The sequence below is a fragment of the Burkholderia sp. 4M9327F10 genome (assembly GCF_005503145.1).
Lineage (GTDB): Bacteria > Pseudomonadota > Gammaproteobacteria > Burkholderiales > Burkholderiaceae > Paraburkholderia.
Genome location: NZ_SCNV01000101.1, coordinates 1 through 18,412, shown reverse-complemented (window position 1 = coordinate 18,412; position 18,412 = coordinate 1). Strand labels below are relative to the sequence as shown.

The 18,412-nt window shown below is 63.8% G+C and carries 13 protein-coding genes; 10 read left to right on the top strand and 3 right to left on the bottom strand.

Features of this window, described 5'->3' with window-relative positions:
- The coding region (locus FFS45_RS39910; protein WP_171029886.1) for a 4Fe-4S dicluster domain-containing protein at positions 1-462 on the top strand (462 nt) is incomplete at its 5' end.
- Between the two features lie 164 nt (positions 463-626).
- On the opposite strand, the gene FFS45_RS39905 is transcribed toward FFS45_RS39910, so the two are convergent.
- On the bottom strand, positions 627-2,003 hold the full coding sequence (locus FFS45_RS39905; RefSeq protein ID WP_137960108.1) for a chloride channel protein: 1,377 nt from the start codon (positions 2,001-2,003) through the stop codon (positions 627-629).
- Positions 2,004-2,152: 149 nt separating this feature from the next.
- Here FFS45_RS39905 and FFS45_RS39900 point away from each other — a divergent pair, with 149 nt between their 5' ends.
- The 9 genes from FFS45_RS39900 (at position 2,153) to FFS45_RS39860 (ending at position 16,219) form a co-directional block, all read left to right on the top strand.
- Positions 2,153-3,877, top strand: a complete 1,725-nt coding sequence (locus FFS45_RS39900; protein ID WP_137960107.1) for a hypothetical protein — start codon at positions 2,153-2,155, stop codon at positions 3,875-3,877.
- A 298-nt stretch (positions 3,878-4,175) separates the two neighbouring features.
- On the top strand, positions 4,176-5,393 hold the full coding sequence (locus tag FFS45_RS39895) for an MFS transporter (RefSeq protein ID WP_137960106.1): 1,218 nt from the start codon (positions 4,176-4,178) through the stop codon (positions 5,391-5,393).
- A gap of 280 nt (positions 5,394-5,673) precedes the next feature.
- Positions 5,674-6,639, top strand: coding sequence for a TetR/AcrR family transcriptional regulator (locus FFS45_RS39890; protein WP_249363121.1), 966 nt, complete (start codon positions 5,674-5,676; stop codon positions 6,637-6,639).
- 144 nt (positions 6,640-6,783) lie between these two features.
- A complete protein-coding gene (locus FFS45_RS39885) occupies positions 6,784-9,282 on the top strand; it encodes an acyl-CoA dehydrogenase (RefSeq protein WP_137960105.1) in 2,499 nt (832 codons plus the stop codon).
- Between the two features lie 54 nt (positions 9,283-9,336).
- Positions 9,337-10,800 (top strand): 3-oxoacyl-ACP reductase, encoded by a 1,464-nt coding sequence (locus FFS45_RS39880; protein WP_137960104.1) that lies wholly within the window; start codon positions 9,337-9,339, stop codon positions 10,798-10,800.
- A gap of 2 nt (positions 10,801-10,802) precedes the next feature.
- A complete protein-coding gene (locus FFS45_RS39875) occupies positions 10,803-11,738 on the top strand; it encodes a MaoC/PaaZ C-terminal domain-containing protein (protein ID WP_137960103.1) in 936 nt (311 codons plus the stop codon).
- Between the two features lie 151 nt (positions 11,739-11,889).
- Positions 11,890-13,191 (top strand): acetyl-CoA C-acetyltransferase, encoded by a 1,302-nt coding sequence (locus FFS45_RS39870; protein ID WP_137960102.1) that lies wholly within the window; start codon positions 11,890-11,892, stop codon positions 13,189-13,191.
- Between the two features lie 92 nt (positions 13,192-13,283).
- Positions 13,284-15,053, top strand: a complete 1,770-nt coding sequence (locus FFS45_RS39865) for an AMP-binding protein (protein ID WP_137960101.1) — start codon at positions 13,284-13,286, stop codon at positions 15,051-15,053.
- A gap of 92 nt (positions 15,054-15,145) precedes the next feature.
- Positions 15,146-16,219 carry a DUF1571 domain-containing protein gene (locus tag FFS45_RS39860; RefSeq protein WP_249363120.1) on the top strand — a complete coding sequence of 358 codons (1,074 nt, stop codon included), beginning with the start codon at positions 15,146-15,148 and terminating at the stop codon, positions 16,217-16,219.
- Positions 16,220-16,233: 14 nt separating this feature from the next.
- Here the strand turns inward: FFS45_RS39860 and FFS45_RS39855 are convergent, their stop codons facing one another.
- Together FFS45_RS39855 and FFS45_RS39850 are read right to left on the bottom strand one after the other, a co-directional pair.
- Complete coding sequence (locus FFS45_RS39855) at positions 16,234-16,641, bottom strand: hypothetical protein (protein ID WP_137960100.1); 408 nt, start codon at positions 16,639-16,641, stop codon at positions 16,234-16,236.
- A gap of 103 nt (positions 16,642-16,744) precedes the next feature.
- Positions 16,745-18,322 carry an FAD-binding oxidoreductase gene (locus FFS45_RS39850; RefSeq protein ID WP_137960099.1) on the bottom strand — a complete coding sequence of 526 codons (1,578 nt, stop codon included), beginning with the start codon at positions 18,320-18,322 and terminating at the stop codon, positions 16,745-16,747.
- Positions 18,323-18,412 lie beyond the last annotated feature (90 nt).

The window sequence follows — 18,412 nt, the reverse complement described above, 5'->3', positions numbered from 1 at the left end:
CTGTATCTGGGCACGCTGATGGTGGGCCTCGAGCAGAAGGTGCTGGGCGGCAATGTGCCGTGGACGCTGCATCACCAGCATTCGGATCACGAGATGCTCAAGCCGGCCTCGCAATGCAAGCCGATTGTGTATCCGAAGCCGGACGGCAAGCTGACGTTCGATCGGCTCTCGTCGGTGTTCATCTCGAACACCAACCACGAGGAAAACCAGCCGGCCCACCTGACGCTGAAAGATCCGAACGTGCCGGTGAACGTCAATCTGCACACCTACGCGGGACCGGAGAGCCGTTATTGCCCGGCAGCAGTGTACGAGTTCGTGAAGAACGACGACGGCAGCGAGCGGCTGGTGATCAACGCGCAGAACTGCGTGCACTGCAAGACCTGCGACATCAAGGACCCGACGCAGAATATCGTGTGGGTCACGCCTGAAGGCGGCGGTGGGCCGAATTATTCGAGTATGTGAGCCTGGTCGAGAGAGCGACCAAACTTTCTCAAAAGCTGATCCGCACTGCCCTCAAACGAAAGGCTGCAAGGTAATCCACTAGTCCATTGACGCGCCAGGCAGCCTTCACCGCAACCCGGCCGCATGTGCCTTGCATGTGCCTCGCATGCGCCCTGACCCGTGCCTTACTGCCCACCGCCCGTGCGCGCCATCGCCGCCGCGGGCTTGGCCCCGGGCGCAGCCGCGGCCGGGACGCTCCGCGCGGCCCACACGGTCGCCAGCAACTTGAAGGTCGACACCGAGCCGGCCACCGCAAGCAGAATGGGAATCAGAAAATCGTGATTCACACGCGTGAACTCGAGGATCAGCACCACCGCGGTGATCGGCATCTGCATCGACGCCGCCAGAAATGCGGCCGCCCCGATAATCGCGAACGCACCCGAGGACGCGCCCGGCCAGATCATGTTCCATACGCCGCCGAGCACGATCGCGAGCAGCGCGCCGTTGGCAAGCCCCGGCGTCAGCAGGCCGCCTTCGGCGCCCGCCCGCAGACTACCCGCCGTGATCGCGACCTTCAGCACCAGCAGCACCGCCGCCAGTCCGATCGTCAGTTCGCTATTGAACGAGAGCCCCGCCGGCCCCTTGCCGTTGCCGAGCAACTGCGGGAATTCGATTGCCAGCACGCCGATGATGGCGAAGTTCAGCAACGCCAGAACCGGCAACCGCCAGTCCTTCGGCGCGTGCGCGCGGGCGCGCGTGGTCAGTTGCGTGAAACCCCACGCCGCCAGCCCGAAAATCGGGCCGCACAGCGCCGACCACACCACGAGCGGCGTGCTCAACAGCAGTTGCGGGACCGAGTACTGATGCTCATCGCCGAGGCCAATCCACGCCACCACAGCGGCAATCGCCGAGGTCGTCACGGCCGGCACCAGCGCTGCCCAGCCGAAGGTTCCAAGCAGCACTTCCAGCACGAACACCGCGCCACCGAGCGGCACGTTGTAGACCGCGGCCAGACCCGCGCCGGCGCCGCACGCCACCATGATCCGGCTCTCCGCGAGCGTCAGCCCGGCACGATGCGAGAGCCACCCGGCCCACACTGAGCCGATCTCGCGCGGCGCGACCTCGCGGCCGAGCGGCGAGCCCAGCGCGACGGTCACGATCTGCAGCAATGCATGCACGATGGTGCTGAGCAGCGGCATGCGCGGGTCGTCCGACTTGAGCGCTTTCTTGATGCTGACGAGCGGGCGTCCATACCGGTACAGCGCCCACCAGCCGAGCCCTGCGACAAGCCCGCAGACCACCAGCACCAGCACGCGCCGCTGCGGTCCCGCATCGCTTACGCCTTCGAGAAAGCTCTCGCTGCTGATGACATGGCCGGCACTGTAGCCAAACGCAACGTGCTGGATCCAGTGAAGCAGCAACGCCAGCAGCATGCCGCCGAACCCCGCGCCGATACCCGTCAGAAGCGTGACGGCGATAAAAACGACGAGCGGGCTGCGCGCCTGCTCCGGGCGAGCGGCGCTCTCGTGCGAGGCGGGTTTGGCGGACGGGTTGAGTGGCATGATGAATAACGAGGTAGAGACGCCAATATCGGGATCACGTCATCCTATTCTGCACAGCAACATGAGGCAAATTGATTTTTCTACTCGACTAATGCGTCCACTGCATATATCCACCCTCTGACGCGGCCCGCCGCCCCATTTTTACGGCGTTGCCCAACGCACATAGTAGATGGTGCAGTGCTGCTAGATTTGCTCGTATCCCATGCGCCCGCAAGACCGGTCGGGCGCAGCCCCGGATTCCGGCCATTCGGCCATGCGCCGGAGGCCATTCGGCAGACCAAACGGCAGGTCGAACCAGAGAGCGTAAAGTCAAAATGAAACCGAAACATTACAGCTATGCCTTACTGTTTCTGGCATTGATGAGCTATCTCTGGATGACCTGTTCATTCATGCCGTTTCCGGCGGATTTCGAAGACAGCTACATCATGCACCGTTACGCGCAGAATGGCGTCGACGGCTTTATGTTCGAATGGAACCCGCACTCCGCTCCGGTGCAAGGCACTACCGGAATCGCCTGGGTCACGCTGGTCACCCTGCTTGCCCGCCTGACGAGATTCAACGTCATCTCTGTCAACTCATACGCGGGATTGATCTTTGCCATCCTGACCTTGCTGGTGGTCTATGCGGCGACGGTGCGCAATTTCAATCCGAATAACCGCTGGGTCGCGATCTGCGCGCTGATCCCCATCATTTCGAGCCCGTTCTTTACCCGCAGCTCCGCTAACGGGCTGGAAACCTCCATTACGCTGTTTTTTGTCGCGCTTTCAATTTATCTGCTGCGTTATTGCAAAGACTCGTTTAAGGACGCATGGTGGCTGGGGGTATTTTCAGGATTCACGCTTCTGGTCAGGCCCGATCTGCCGTTATTTCCCATTTCACTGTTCGTGATCGGCTTAGCGCTGAACGCCGGGAATCACAGCCAGCGCATCAGGAACTGCCTTGCCCTGCTATTGGGGGCACTCCTCTCCGCGCTGTTTTCGCTGTTTCTGGCCAAGTCCGCCACCGGTACGGCGTTTCCGCTCTCGGCGAGCCTTAAATTCGCGCTCAGCGATCTGCTGCTGGGACGTCTGCCCGGATCGCAATACAACTATATTCTCGGCGCGCAACTGACTTTCCTCAGCTATCTGCTGCCATTGATCCTGCTCGCGCTCGTTCCCATGGCGGCACTCGATCTCAAAGAATCGAAGAAATACATTCCCGTTTATGGGGCGTGCGGCATCTATTTCGTCTATCTGTTTTCGGTGCTGCCGATCATGGATGTGGCCTATCGTTTCCAATTGCCACTTTTAATCGGTTTATCGTTTTCGCTGGTCCATTTTTTCGACCTGATGGTGAAATCCGGCGTCTCCGGAAAACGGGCCTGCATCCTGATTTTTTCCATCGGTGTGCTGCTCGCGATCGGCAACACCACGCTTCTGTTTTCCGGCAAAAAGGAAGCGCAGATGCTCAGAGCGGACCATAACGATTTCGAGGACATCGGCAAGGAACTGGGCACCATTCCGGGCATCAGCATCGCTTCGCCGGAAGCGGGCAAACTCGCCGCCTACTCGGGAAAGAAGTTCTTCGACACGGTGGGGCTCAACAACCTGTTCGTGGCGAACAACAAGAACAAGCCGAACTACCCGGCCCTGCTGCAAAACTACCTGCAGACCGATTTCGGCATGCCGGATGTCTACATTCGCAAATCGGACACTGCGGACGGCGGCTATACCTTCCTCGAGATCCTGCCCGACTTCAAGCAGGTTTATGTGTGCAATAGCGCCGGCAACGCCGAGCGAATCGGCAAGGTGGTGTGCGTGAACCGCGCAGGAAGCGAAGTAAAGGCCATTGTCGCGAACCTCGCGGCCTCCGGTGTCGAGATCGTGTTGCCGTGACGCCGTGCGGCCCGGTCTGCGAGCCAGGCGATCGCCTCTCGCCCCAACATTAAAATTACATAAAGCAAACAATCAAATAACAAATTGATCTTTGCATTACAAATAGCCGACATTTGAACTGAATGTCACCCCCGATTCCCGCCGGCGCTTAGGGACATGTACTGAGAAAGCGCATTTCAAGCATGCAGGCGCTTAACGGTCGGCGTACACTCGCCGCAAGCCCGCTCCACGGGGCGTGCGGGTCGTGAGGCGACCCGCCGTAAGGCACGGGTTGTTCGGAGACTTGGAGAAAAAACACATGAGCTGGACTCGGGAACAGAGAAACGTCACCATCGCCGCCTATCTCGGGTGGACACTCGACGCATTCGATTTCTTTCTAATGGTGTTCGTATTGAAAGATATCGCGGCCGAATTCAATACAAAGATTCCGGCTGTGGCATTCGCCATTACCTTGACGCTTGCCATGCGTCCCGTTGGGGCGCTGATCTTTGGACGCCTCGCCGACAAATTCGGCCGCCGTCCTACCTTGATGGTCAACATCGCCTGTTATTCGCTGCTTGAACTGCTGTCCGGCTTCTCGCCTAACCTCACCACCCTGCTCGTGCTGCGCGCGCTGTTCGGCATCGCGATGGGCGGCGAATGGGGCGTCGGCTCCGCCCTGACGATGGAAACCGTGCCCACGCGCGCGCGCGGCTTCGTCTCCGGGCTGTTGCAGGCCGGCTATCCGAGCGGCTATCTGCTGGCCTCGGTGGTATTCGGCGTGCTGTACCAGTACATCGGCTGGCGCGGCATGTTCTTCATCGGCGTGATCCCCGCGCTGCTCGTGCTGTACGTGCGGGCCAACGTGCCGGAGTCCCCGGCATGGAAGGCGATGGAGAAAAAGGTGCGGCCCGGCCTGCTCGCCACGCTCAAGCAGAACTGGACGCTCTCCATCTATGCCATCGTCCTGATGACCGCGTTCAACTTCTTCTCGCACGGCACGCAGGATCTGTATCCGACCTTCCTGCGCGAGCAGCATCACTTCGATCCGCATACCGTCTCGCTGATCACCATCACGCTGAACATCGGCGCGATTGTCGGCGGTCTGTTCTTCGGCTCGATGTCCGAGAAGATCGGCCGCAAGCGCGCCATCTGCATCGCCGCGCTGATTGCGCTGCCGGTGCTGCCGCTGTGGGCGTTCTCGAGCAGCGCGGGCCTGCTCGCGCTCGGCGCGTTCCTGATGCAGATTTCGGTGCAAGGCGCGTGGGGGGTGATCCCGGTCCACCTGAACGAAATCTCGCCGGATGAAATTCGTGCGACTTTCCCGGGTCTCGTGTACCAGCTCGGCAATCTGCTTGCAGCGGTCAACGCGACCATGCAGGCGTCGTTCGCCGTCGCCAACGGCAACAACTATGCACTGGCGATGGCGGTGGTCGCGGGCACCGTAGCTGTTGTGATTGCGGTACTGATTTTGTTTAGCCGTGAACGCCGGGGCATAGATATGACACAATCTGCCAAAGAGGTTGCAGCGGTCTAGCACCGGCAACACCAGCAGCAAACGAAACACACTACAGGCGGCCCAAGGCCGCCACGCCAGGCAGTACTGCGAGGCCGTTCCGATTTCGATCGGAACGGCCTTTTTTATTCGGCGCCCGAAACGATTGATGCACCGCAGCGGTGCTTTTTTAGAGGAGTCCGTCCACACAGAGCCCTTGCCCGATGATCCAGATTCTTCTTATCCTGAAAAAAACGCGCGTTTCAAATGCGCATTTGAATCGCTTGTTTGCGGCCGGGCGACCGGCATTGGGAGACGCAACATGGCAGTTCGTACGACAGGCCGGCACACCGGCGACACGAAGTCCCGCATCCTCGACGCCGCAGAAACGCTTTTCATCGAATGCGGCTATGAGGCCATGTCACTGCGCCAGATCACCTCGCGTGCCGAGGTCAATCTTGCAGCGGTCAACTATCACTTCGGCAGCAAGGAAGCGCTGATCCACGCGATGCTCTCGCGCCGCCTCGACCACCTGAACCAGGAACGGGTCAAGCTGCTCGAGCGCTTCGACGCCATGCTCGGAGCGCGCCTCACGTGCGAACACGTTCTTGGCGCGATGTTCATCCCGGCGTTGCGGCTCTCGCGCGATCCGAAGGTGGGCGGCAAGGCCTTTCTGCGGCTGCTCGGACGCGCCTACACCGACCCGTCGGCGTTCATTCGCGACTTTCTGAACGGGCACTACGCCTCGGTGGCCGAGCGTTTCTTCGCGGCATTCCAGCGCGCGCTGCCGCATCTGCCGCGCGACGAACTCGGCTGGCGTCTGCACTTTGCCATCGGCGCCCTCTCCGGCGTGCTGGCCGGCACGGACACCGACAGCCTGATCACCGAGTTCTCGCAGGGCAAGTCGATGAACGATCTGCAACTGATCGCCCGGCTCGCTTCGCTGATGGTGGCCGCGCTCAAGGCGCCACTGCCCGATACGAACCAGCTAGCCGCGTTCGCGGCGGTGCTGGGCGACGCGGCCGACGGTACTTCGGAGACCGAAGACAGCCCCTGCGGCGGCCTGTCTGCAAAGCCGGCAGACGCAGGGACAGGGACGGAGGATGTGCCGTCGCACGGGTCCGAGCGCCTCAGCGGCCTGAATGGCGGTCTCAATGGCAGCCTGACTTCCGGTGTAAACAGCGGCGTAAGCGGCAGCGTAAGCGGCGGCGTGAACAGCGGTGCAAGCGGTGGCCTCAGCGGCGACCTGAGCAATCCATTACGGCACATTGTCCACGGCGCAGTCTGAGCCGGGCGCGTCCGGGGCGGATGAGAAGCCGCCGCCCCGGCGCCGCGGTGTCCCTGGCACCGCACGTGCTGTCAAACACATCATGCGAGCCTTCCGCAGCCTGCGGATGCGTCCGCACGCACTATTAAAACAGGAGGAAGCGTCATGTCGTGGTTCTTGTTAATGCTGATCGTCGCCGCCGGGGCGCTCGTCTACATTCAGGCCCGCGCCTCATGGTGGCTGGCCTTCCTGGTCCTCTGGGCCGCGGCCGCACGCTTGAGCGGCGCCGCGGGGCCGCCTGCCACTGCCGTACTCACGCTCGTGTTCGTCGTGCCGGCGCTCGTGCTCGCGTTCAAGCCGTTGCGCCGCGCATGGCTCGCAAGGCCGGTGCTCGATGTGTTCCGCAAGATCCTGCCGGAGATGTCGCCTACCGAGCGCGACGCAATCGAAGCGGGCACGGTCTGGTGGGACGCGGCGCTCTTCTCTGGACGCCCGCACTGGGACACCCTGCTCGGCCACGGCCCTGCCACGCTCACGGCCGAAGAACAGTCGTTCCTCGACGTCGAATGCAAGGAGTTGTGCGATCTCGCCAACGACTGGGAAACCACCGCCGTCTGGCAGGACCTCTCGCCGCAGACGTGGCGCTACATCAAGGAGCGTGGCTTCCTCGGCATGATCATTCCGAAGCAGTACGGCGGCAAGCAGTTCTCGGCCTATGCGCATTCGCAGGTCATCATGAAGCTGGCGACGCGCTGCTCGGCCGCCGCGGTGTCGGTGATGGTGCCCAACTCGCTCGGCCCCGCTGAATTGCTGATGCATTACGGCACAGAAGAACAGAAAAACTACTATCTGCCGCGTCTCGCCCGCGGCGTCGAGATACCCTGCTTCGCGTTGACGAGCCCGTATGCGGGTTCCGATGCGGCGGCGATTCCCGATATCGGCATCGTCTGCAAAGGCATGTTCGACGGGCGCGAAACACTCGGCTTTCGCGTGACCTGGGACAAGCGCTATATCACGCTGGGGCCGATTGCCACCGTGCTTGGCCTCGCCTTTCGCGCGCTGGATCCCGATCATCTGCTCGGCGCGGCCGATGAACCCGGCATTACCTGCGCGCTGATTCCGACCACCCACCCAGGCGTCAACATCGGACGGCGCCACTGGCCACTCAATGCCGTGTTCCAGAATGGCCCGAACTCGGGCAAGGACGTGTTCATTCCGCTCGACTGGGTGATCGGCGGACAGGCGCAAGTCGGCAACGGCTGGCGCATGCTGATGGAATGCCTCGCCGCCGGCCGGGCGATCTCGCTGCCGTCGTCGAACGTCGGCATGGCGAAAATCGCGGTGCGCGGCACCGGCGCTTATGCCGCCGTGCGGCGCCAGTTCCGTACCGCGGTCGGCAAGTTCGAAGGCGTGCAGGAAGCGCTCGGCCGCATGGGCGGCAATCTGTATGTAATGGACGCGGCGCGCCGCCTGTCCGCGCATGCGGTCGACCTCGGCGAAAAACCCTCGGTAATCTCGGCGATCGCGAAGTATCACATTACCGAACGCGCCCGCAAGGTCATCAACGACGGCATGGATGTGGTCGCCGGCAAAGGCATCTGCATGGGCCCGGCGAATTTCCTCGCACGCGCCTACCAGCAGGTGCCGATTGCCATTACCGTGGAAGGAGCGAACATCCTGACGCGCTGCCTGATCATCTTCGGCCAGGGCGCGATTCGCTGCCATCCGTACGTGCTGAAAGAAATGGCCGCGACGCGTGAGGCCGACCGCAACCAGGCGCTGCGAGATTTCGACGCGGCATTCTTTGGACACGTCAGCTTCACGCTGTCGAACGTGCTGCGCAGTCTTGTCTACGGCATCACGGCCGGCGCGTTCATCAGGAAACCGCAGCGCGCCTATGCGCCGCTGGTTCCTTACTACCGTGCTGCCACCCGCATTTCCACCGTGTTCGCACTGCTCGCCGACGTCTCCATGTTCGTGCTCGGCGGCGACCTGAAGCGGCGCGAGCGTATTTCCGGGCGGCTTGGCGATGTGCTGTCACAGCTCTACCTGATCTCGGCGACGCTCAAGCGCTTCGAAGACGAAGGCCGTCAGGAGAGCGATCTGCCGCTCGTGCGCTGGGGTGTCGAGGATGCGCTGCACCAGGCGCAGGAGGCCATCGACGGCGTGCTCGCCAACTATCCGAACCGCCTCGCCGCCGGCCTCGTGCGGGTGCTCGCGTTTCCGTTCGGCCTGCCGCATCGCGCGCCTTCCGACAATCTCGGCACCGAGATCGCCGAACTGATGCAAACCCCGGGAGCGGCGCGCGACAGGCTGGTGTCCGACTCGTATGTGCCGCATCCGGATGTCGACCCGCTCGGCTATGGCGAACTGCTGTTCGCGCTCAATCCGCGCATCAACGCAATCGACCAGAAACTGCGTGACGCGGTCAAACAGGGGCTGCTCGCGCCCATGCCGCAAAGCCTCGCGCATCTCGCCGAGTGGACCGCGCAGGCGCAACGGCAAGGCCTGATCGATGCGGACGAGCGTCAGGTGCTCGACGACTATGCGCGCTACGGCGCCGAGGTGGTGAAGGTGGACGATTTTGCGCCGGACTTCGGCATGCTCGAAGACTTGCAGCAGCGCAAGGAGGCGCTCGAAAAAGCGATGCAGCTTGCAGCCTGAGCATCGTGCCGTGCAAACTGACGCCATCCCGACTGGCCAGCGGAGCAACAGAAGATGAACGACAGCTACCTGAACTTCGTGAACTCGCCGTTTGGCGCGCGCCTCGCGCGTTCGATCGGCTTGCCGTCGCCTGAGGTATTGCGGCGCTATCGCGCGGATCAGCCGGAGTTCGAGGGACTCGTCGCGATTGGCGCGGGACGCGAGCCGCATCTGCTCGAAGCGCTGGCCGGCGTGATCGCGCGCACCGGGTTCACCAGCGTCGCGCATGAAAGCGCGGGGCTGTGGGTGCCGCTCGCCACCCGCCACGGGCTGATGACCGGACGCTTCGAGCCGGCCGAAGCGGGACCGCATGGCCGGGTCGCCGCGCTGATCTTCGATGCAAGCGGGATTGGCGACAGTACGCAACTCGATACGCTCTTCGCCTTCTTCCACGACACGCTGCGCTCGCTCGGCAAATGCGGCCGCATCGTCGTGCTGGGGCGGCCGCCCGAAGCTTGCGCCAATCCGCGGCAGTGGACCGCGCAACGCGCGCTCGAAGGTCTCACACGCTCGCTAGGAAAGGAAGCGCGGCGCGGCATTACGGCGAACCTCGTCTACATCGCGCAAGGCGCCGAACACAATGCCGAGGCGACGCTGCGCTTCTTTTTGTCGCCGCGTTCGGCGTATGTGTCGGGGCAGGTGGTGCGGATTGCCGCGGCTACGGATACCAGCACGGGTGACGCAGCTGATCCCGCCACGCAGAGTGTTGCGGCCAGCTCTGAAAGTGCCGCACCCTTCGACTGGGCCCAGCCGCTCGCCGGCAAACGCGCCGTCGTGACCGGCGCAGCGCGCGGCATCGGCGCGGCAATCGCCAGTGCACTCGCCGCGGAGGGCGCGCATGTGATCGGCATCGATATCCCGTCCGCCAAAGACGCGCTCGAGGCGACCCTCCGCCCGCTCGGCGGCACCGCTCTCGCCTTCGATATCGCCGCCGCCGAAACGCCCGGGCAGATTGCCGCGGCGCTCGACGAACTCGGTGTCGACATCGTCGTGCACAACGCCGGCATCACCAAAGACAAAACCATCGCCAGAATGACCGAAGCCGCCTGGCATAGCGTGATCGACATCAATCTGTCCGCCCAGGAACGCCTCGACGACGCGCTGCTCGCCGCCGGCACGCTGCGCGACGGCGGACGCATCGTCTGCGTGTCGTCGATCAGCGGCATCGCGGGCAACCTGGGCCAAACCAACTACGCGACTTCGAAAGCCGGCGTAATAGGCCGCGTGCAAAGCATGGCCGCGCCTCTGACGGCACGGCGCATCACGATCAATGCCGTCGCGCCAGGTTTCATCGAAACCCAGATGACCGCGAAAATTCCGCTGACGATCCGCGAAGCCGGCCGCCGGATGAATTCGATGAGCCAGGGCGGCCAGCCGGTGGATGTCGCCCAGACCATCGCATGGCTCGCCCACCCTGGTTCTGCCGGCGTTACCGGCCAGGTGGTGCGGGTATGCGGTCAAAGCCTGATCGGAGCATAAGCATGCGCGAGCCCTCCGGCCTCGGTCATGCCTACGGCGCGGCGCGCCCGAAAACGGTGGTGCTCGAGCAGTTGCCCGCGCCGGCCAAGCTCTATGCGCGCGCCTTGTCCGGTTTGCTCAAGCGCGGCCGCCATTCGCAGTTGCCCGCGTTGCGCCTCGTGCGCCCCGCTGCGCCGCTCGAACCGGCGGCAATCGAACGCTATGCCCGCGTGTGCGGCTTTATCCCCGAGCACGGCGTGCCGCTGACATTTCCGCATCTGCTTGCCTTCCCGCTGCACCTGCTGATGCTGACCGATCCGGCCTTCCCGTGGCCCGCGCTCGGCCTCGTGCATCTTGCCAACCACGTGCGCCTCCGACGGCCGCTCGCGTACAACGAAGTCCTGCGCGTCGAAGTCGAGTTCGGCGCCTTGCTGCGTCACGACAAGGGACAGGCCTTCGTGCTGCATACGCGCCTGTATCGCCGCGGCGAAGCGGTCTGGGATGGCGACAGCATCTATCTGAAACGCGGCGCGGCGGCCGTGGGCGATGCGCTTGCGGCGCTCGAGATCGGACGCGACGCATTGCAGCGCGTGGCGCGCTGGCAGCTTCCCTCGCAGCTCGGGCGCGACTACGCGCTCGCGTCCGGCGACTACAACCCGATTCACCTGACGGCGCTATCGGCCAAGGCTTTCGGCTTTCCGCGTGCGATCGCGCATGGCATGTGGACGCTCGCGCGCAGCGCAGCGGCGCTGCAACCGCCCAAGCCGCTTGCCGAAGCGGTCGTCAGCGCCGAGTTCAAGACACCGATGCTGTTGCCGGGCGAAGCCTCGCTGTGGACCGTTAGGCCGGCGACGGCGGCAGCAGCGATAGCGGCGAGCGCCACGCGCGAACTCGAAGTGCGCGACGCGGCCGGCGACAAGCCGCATCTGCGCGGCCGCTTTCAGTGGACCACGCTATGAACAGGGGCCGCGTCATGAGCCATCGTGCGCCGCCCTGAGCGAATAGCGCGGACCTGGTAGCGAGTAGCGCGGACCCGGTAGCGAACAGGCGGACCCGGTATCGAGCAACGCAGCGCCCCATCAACCCCTCTCACCCTGCAAGGAGTCACGCATGTCCCACCCGCTTCCCGCTGTGCGGCGCGTCGCCATAATCGGCGGCAACCGGATTCCGTTTGCGCGTTCGAATACGGCCTACGCGAGCGCCTCGAATCAGGACATGCTGACCTTCACCCTGCAGGGGCTGATCGACCGCTTCAACCTGCATGGCGAGCGCCTCGGCGAAGTAGCGGCCGGTGCGGTCATCAAGCATTCGCGCGATTTCAACCTGACGCGCGAATCATTGCTCTCGACCACGCTCGCCAGGGAGACCCCCGCTTACGACGTGCAGCAGGCTTGCGGCACCGGTCTCGAAGCGACCATTCTGGTCGCCAACAAGATCGCGCTCGGCCAGATCGAGGCCGGTATCGCGGGCGGCGTCGACACCACCTCGGACGCGCCGATCGGCGTCAACGAGCGGATGCGCAAGATCCTGCTCGAAGCGAATCGCAGCAAGACCGCCGGCCAGCGGGTCGGCGCGCTGACCAAGCTGCGCCCCGACATGTTCTTCAAGCCGCTGCTGCCGCGCAACGGCGAACCGCGCACCGGCCTCTCGATGGGCGAACACTGCGAACTGATGGCCAAGCGCTGGGGGATTTCGCGCGAAGCCCAGGACGTGCTGGCCTACGACAGTCATCGCAAGCTCGCTGACGCGTATACCCGCGGCTTCCTCAACGACCTGATGACGCCCTACAAGGGCCTCGCCCGCGACAACAACCTGCGCGCGGACCTGACGCTGGAAAAGCTTGCCGGCCTGAAGCCTGTGTTCGACCGCGACGCCGGCACGCTGACTGCCGGCAACTCGACGCCGCTCACCGACGGCGCATCGGCCGTGCTGCTCGCGAGCGAGGCATGGGCGGCGGCACGCGGCCTGCCGGTGCTCGCGTACCTGAGCTGGTCGGGGAGCGCTGCGGTCGACTATTTCGACAAGAAGGAAGGCCTGCTGATGGCGCCCGCCTACGCCGTGCCGCGCATGCTGGCGCGTGCCGGATTGAGCCTGCAGGACTTCGACCTCTACGAAATTCACGAAGCGTTTGCCGCGCAGGTGCTGTGTACGCTTACCGCATGGCAGGATGACGAGTACTGCCGCACGCAACTGGGCTTGTCCGGCACGCTCGGCGGCATCGATCGTGCGAAACTGAACGTCAACGGCGGTTCGCTCGCGACCGGCCATCCGTTCGCTGCAACCGGCGGGCGGATTGTCGCGGGTCTCGCGAAAATGCTCGCGCAACTCGACAAACCGGCCGGCACGTCACGCGGCCTGATTTCGATCTGCGCCGCGGGCGGTCAGGGGGTCGTAGCGATTCTGGAGCGCTAGCCGTCCGTCCGATTGTTTTGCTGCCGCACACCGGCAGGAACATCGTCACATAAACAGATACCAACGAAGCATCGAGCCTCAGGAGACACGCCATGAACCAGCCTACCCAGTCGCCGCCCCTTCCATCCGTCGAACCGCACGCGGCTGCGAGCGCGCCGAACACCGACGGTATCTGGTACGCGTCCTACCCGGCAGACGTGCCGCGCGAGATCGACGTGCGCCAGTACGAGTCGATCGTGCAGTTCTTCGACGAATGCACCACCCAGTTCCGCGAGCGCGTGGCCTATGTCAGCGTCGGCGCCAGCCTCACTTATGGCGAACTGGCGCGCAAGGCCACCGCTTTCGCGGCGTGGCTGCAGGGCATTGGCGTAAAACCGGGTGAGAGGGTCGCCATCATGCTGCCCAACACTTTCCAGTACCCGATCGCGCTGTTCGGGGTTTTGAAGGCCGGCGCCGTCGTGGTCAACGTGAACCCGCTGTACACGGTGCGCGAACTCGCACACCAGTTGAAGGACAGCGGCGCGCAGACCATCATCGTGTTCGAGAACTTCGCAAAGACCGTCGAGGATGCATTGCCGGGCACACGCGTGCAGAACGTGGTCGTCACGGGTCTTGGCGACCTGCTCGCCGATGGCCTGAACCTGAAGGGGCGGCTGCTGAACTTCATGCTGCGGCACGTGAAAAAGATGGTGCCGAAATACCACCTGCCGCAAGCGGTGCGCCTGCTCGATGCGCTTGCCATCGGCTATACGCGGCCGCTCACACCGGTTCGCCTCACGCACGGCGACATCGCGTTCCTGCAGTACACAGGCGGCACCACGGGCGTCGCCAAGGGGGCCATGCTCACGCACCAGAACATCATCGCCAACCTGTTGCAGGCAAAGGTCTGGTCGCAGGGGCAATTGAGCGGCGACATCGAAACCGTGCTCACGCCGCTGCCGCTTTATCACATCTATTCGCTGACCGTGAATGCGATGATCTTCATGGGACTCGGCGGGCGCAACATCCTGATCGCCAATCCGCGCGACACCAAGCGCGTGATGATGATTATCCGTCACGAGAAATTCACCGGCATCACCGCGGTCAACACGCTCTACAACGCGTTCCTCGAAAACGAGGAGTTCCGGAAGCGCGACTTCTCCAGCCTGAAGCTCGCCATGGCGGGCGGCATGGCGACGCAAAAATCGGTCGCAGAACGCTTCAAGGCCGTAACGGGCCAACCGATTATCGAAGGCTATGGGCTCACCGAGTGTTCGCCGATCGTCTCGATGAATCCCGTGGACCTGAAAAACATGCGCGATTTCGAAGGCTCGATCGGCCTGCCCGCGCCTTCCACCCAGGTGCGCTTCAGAAAGGACGACGGCAGCTGGGCCAACATCGGCGAGCCGGGCGAGTTGTGCGTCAAGGGGCCGCAAGTGATGAAGGGCTACTGGAACCGCCCGGACGAAACCGCCAAGGTGCTCGACGAAGACGGCTGGCTCGCAACCGGCGACATCGGCGTGATGGATTCGCGCGGTTTCATGCGCCTGATCGATCGCAAGAAAGACATGATTCTCGTGTCGGGCTTCAACGTCTATCCGAACGAGATCGAAGACGTGATCGCCATGCACCCCGACGTGCGCGAAGTGGCGGCTATCGGCATTCCCGATCCCGCGCAGGGCGAGCGCGTCAAGGTATTCATCGTCTCGCGCAATCCGGCGCTGAGCGCCGAACAGGTGATCGAGCATTGCCGCAAGAACCTGACCGGCTACAAGGTGCCCAAGGTCGTGGAGTTCCGCAGCGAACTGCCGCAGACCAATGTCGGCAAGATCTTGCGGCGGGCACTGCGCGATGAGGAACTCGCGAAGCAAAAGAGTGCCTGACAGCAAGTGCGCTGTGTGTTGCTGCTATGTTGCCGCTGTGCATTGCATGATGCGCACCTGATTCCGCGCACTCTTGCCCCGGAGGGAGACGAATGAAGCACGCCTTGCTACCCACGCCACGCTTGCAACGCTTGCAACGTTTGCAGCGCTTGCAGCGTTCGCAACCTGAGCGGCATCCGGGCGGCGCGGCGCGCGTGCAGCGGTGGCTCGCATACGCCACCCTCGCCTGCGCCGGGGTCGCAACCTCGGCCGTCGTCATTGCGCCCAGCCTGGCGCTGGCACAGACCGACACGCCGGCCGCGACTGCCGCCGCTAACGGCAGCACCAGCGCCAACGCCGGGAATGACGTGGATAACGGCGCCGCCAGCGCCGTGCAGGCGCCATCCACGCCGCTCGCGCAAGTCGGCAAACTGACGCTCGACCAGCAGGTCCATTGGCTGCGCCAGGCCCAGCAAAGCGGCGCGCTGGAGAGACTCGACGACACGCAACTGGTCGCGCTGTTCCAGTCGCTCGATCCGCTCGCGCTGCCGCGCTATCTCAAGGAGGGGCCGAGCGGTTATCCGTCGTATGAGTTCACGATGTTGCGCTGGGAGCGTCTGAAGGGCGAGTGGCCTGACAAGCCCGATCACATGCTGGTGCGGATTGCTCACGACCCGCTGCGCATCTACGCAAAGTGGCTGCCGGACGGCGCGCATGCAGGGCAGGAAATCATCTACGACGAGTCCAGACGCGCCGATGAGATGTACGGCCACCTCGGTGGCCTGCTCGGCATGGTGCCGGTATGGACCTCGACGACAGGGGCACTGGCGCGCGCGCAATCGAACCATCAGGTGCGCGACCTCGGCACCGAGTACATCACCAGTCAGTTTCTGGCCGAAGGCAAGCGGTACGTCGAGGCAGGCGTGCCCCGCTCGCTCCAGATCGCGGTAGAGACCATCGAAGGCGTACGGGTGGTCACCTTCACCTACGAAACGCCGATCGGCCAGCCGCAGTTCTATGCGAAGAAGGAAACACTCGGGCTCGACCTGCGCCATCCGTATTTCCGCACGGTCGAGTCCTACGCGAACGACGGCAAGATATTCGAGAAGATCGTGTTCCAGAACGTGACGCCGAAAACGCTGGACGACGCAACGTTCGATCCGAAAAACCCAGCGTATAAGTTCTAACGGATGCTGGCGGTTCAAGCCGGAGCGTCGAGCATTGCCGTGGCAGGTCCGAGCAGAAATACAACCGGCGTGCCCTGCACGCTGCGCGACACGCACGGGTGTTCGACCATGCCCACCGCGCGCAACGCGAGCTCGCTGAGCACGAAATAATCGGAAGCGCGCGTGACGCCGATCACCAGACCCGGCGCGTCAGCGAATCGGGGGGCAAGCGTCGCGTACCAGAGCGTGCCGACGTCGTCGCCGGTTTCAAAGACCGGAATCGCGCGGCGCATCGCCGAGCTGGAGAGCGCACGGCCCGCCCCAAGGCTCGTATCCACCACAGCCAGCGTATGGCTCGCGCAGGCAGCGTGCGCGAGCCATGGCCAAGCGCCACCTGCCGCCGGGAGCCACGCGCCGGTCATCATGAAACTGCGCCTGTTCATTATCCGCATCCTGCCTGATTCACTCTCGCGTGCCATGCCCTCATCCCCCGCGCAGCAACCTCTTGCCACAGCGCTTTAGCGCAGCCCTTCGCCAACGGGCCGCTCAGGTATAACCCCGCCGGTGACGCCACGCCGCCGGCCACACACCCTGTTTGCCCGGTGAGAGGATGCCGGCCGGGTCGAGTGCATCCTTGATCGTCTCCGACAGCCGCAGCAAGGCGCCGTCATTGAAACTGTACTGCGCGGCGGCAAAATCCATATAGGCGAGATGTGCGCGATATTCGCCATAACCGGCTGCTCGCGCGTCGCTCATCAGCACCCGCAGCAGATCGCCTGCCAGATCGGCTTGCGAGGGGTCATCACGAGTGAAGATCGCCGCGAAAATATGATGGAGATGGCGCGTTCCCGCGGTGAAGCCGCCGTAGTAATCAAAGCCGTATTCAGCCGCACGGGCCTTCACCATCGTGTACTGGCGCATCGCATCGCGCCCGGTCGCGGGACACACCGGCGAGAAATCCACGTGAGCGCCCGCGCCGCCTAGCCAGTCGAGCATGCGGAACGCGCTCATCGCGGGAATGCCGGCGAGGTTGCGATCGGCGCCGGCGGCCGGTTGCGCGTCGCCGCTATAGCGGCTCGCCAGGAACCTCGACTGCGGCACCTGCGAGAACGCCCGCTGCACGATCGCGTAGCGCGCATCGATCAACTCCGGTGTACCGTACAACGCAAAATGCAGATTCCAGCGGCCGATCTGCAACTGCTCGAGCATCGCCGCCAGCGAGTGCTCGGGCATTGGCCCCGTGCCTGCATACCATTGTGCCCTGGGGGCGATACCCGCCGCGCGGCGCAGTCCGCCTTCAATCACCGCATGATTGCGGATCGTTTCGTTAAGCCTCAGCGGTCGCAGGATCTCGACAATCGTTTCGAGGTCCTGTTCATTCTGAAACTGGATTTCGCCCAGCAGATAGGCCGGCGGTGCCGGCATCAGCCACACCCCCATCTTCGTGACCACGCCGTAGTTGGACTGCATGAACATCGCGTCGAACGACGGACCGTACCCCGGCTGGTAGGCTTGCCATGCGTTGCCGATATCGATCGCGCCCATCCCGGTGCGCACGACTTCGCCGTTGGCGAGCACCACCTCCATGCCGCACTGGGTGGCGGCGTGATCGCCATAGGCGGTGTAGCCGAAACCGCGTTCCAGTGTGTTGCCGATCACGCTGCCCCAGCCGGCCGCCGGCGGATCGACCCATAGCCGGTGGCCATGGCTGCGCAGATAGCCATACAGGTCGAAGTAGGTGACGCCTGGCTCGACGAGCGCGTACGCGAGGGTTTCGTTGACCTCGATAATGCGCTTCATGCGCTGCAGGTCGAGAACCACGGACCCCGAGAGCCGTGGCGCAGCGCCGCCATAGGCAAAGTTGCGTCCGGTCGACACGGTCCACAGCGGAATGCGGTGTTGATTGGCAATGCGCAGAATCGCGCGAACCTGCTCGACCGAATCCGGCCGAAGCGCAGCGGACGCGGCGAATGCGGCTGCCTGGCCGGGCGCGAACGGATCGCGGTACGACGGCAGTTCCGCTTCTGCCGACACAACATGCTGCCCGCCGACCACGGCGCCCCACTCGGCGAGCGCCCGATCGAACTGCGCTTCTGAAAGATCCGGCGGCAAGATGCGTGTCAAGGCGTCTCCCTCGCAGCAATGAACGGCGGCGCGGGCCGCCATCGAATCGCCGCAAAACGGCGAGCCGCTAGCGGCGCATCATATTCCCGC

Excerpts from the sequence above, each read along its gene's own strand:
- FFS45_RS39905 (WP_137960108.1), bottom strand. The coding sequence starts at position 2,003 with ATGCCACTCAACCCGTCCGCCAAACCCGCCTCGCACGAGAGCGCCGCT.
- FFS45_RS39895 (WP_137960106.1), top strand. The coding sequence starts at position 4,176 with ATGAGCTGGACTCGGGAACAGAGAAACGTCACCATCGCCGCCTATCTC.
- FFS45_RS39890 (WP_249363121.1), top strand. The coding sequence starts at position 5,674 with ATGGCAGTTCGTACGACAGGCCGGCACACCGGCGACACGAAGTCCCGC.
- FFS45_RS39885 (WP_137960105.1), top strand. The coding sequence starts at position 6,784 with ATGTCGTGGTTCTTGTTAATGCTGATCGTCGCCGCCGGGGCGCTCGTC.
- FFS45_RS39880 (WP_137960104.1), top strand. The coding sequence starts at position 9,337 with ATGAACGACAGCTACCTGAACTTCGTGAACTCGCCGTTTGGCGCGCGC.
- FFS45_RS39875 (WP_137960103.1), top strand. The coding sequence starts at position 10,803 with ATGCGCGAGCCCTCCGGCCTCGGTCATGCCTACGGCGCGGCGCGCCCG.
- FFS45_RS39870 (WP_137960102.1), top strand. The coding sequence starts at position 11,890 with ATGTCCCACCCGCTTCCCGCTGTGCGGCGCGTCGCCATAATCGGCGGC.
- FFS45_RS39865 (WP_137960101.1), top strand. The coding sequence starts at position 13,284 with ATGAACCAGCCTACCCAGTCGCCGCCCCTTCCATCCGTCGAACCGCAC.
- FFS45_RS39860 (WP_249363120.1), top strand. The coding sequence starts at position 15,146 with ATGAAGCACGCCTTGCTACCCACGCCACGCTTGCAACGCTTGCAACGT.
- FFS45_RS39855 (WP_137960100.1), bottom strand. The coding sequence starts at position 16,641 with ATGAACAGGCGCAGTTTCATGATGACCGGCGCGTGGCTCCCGGCGGCA.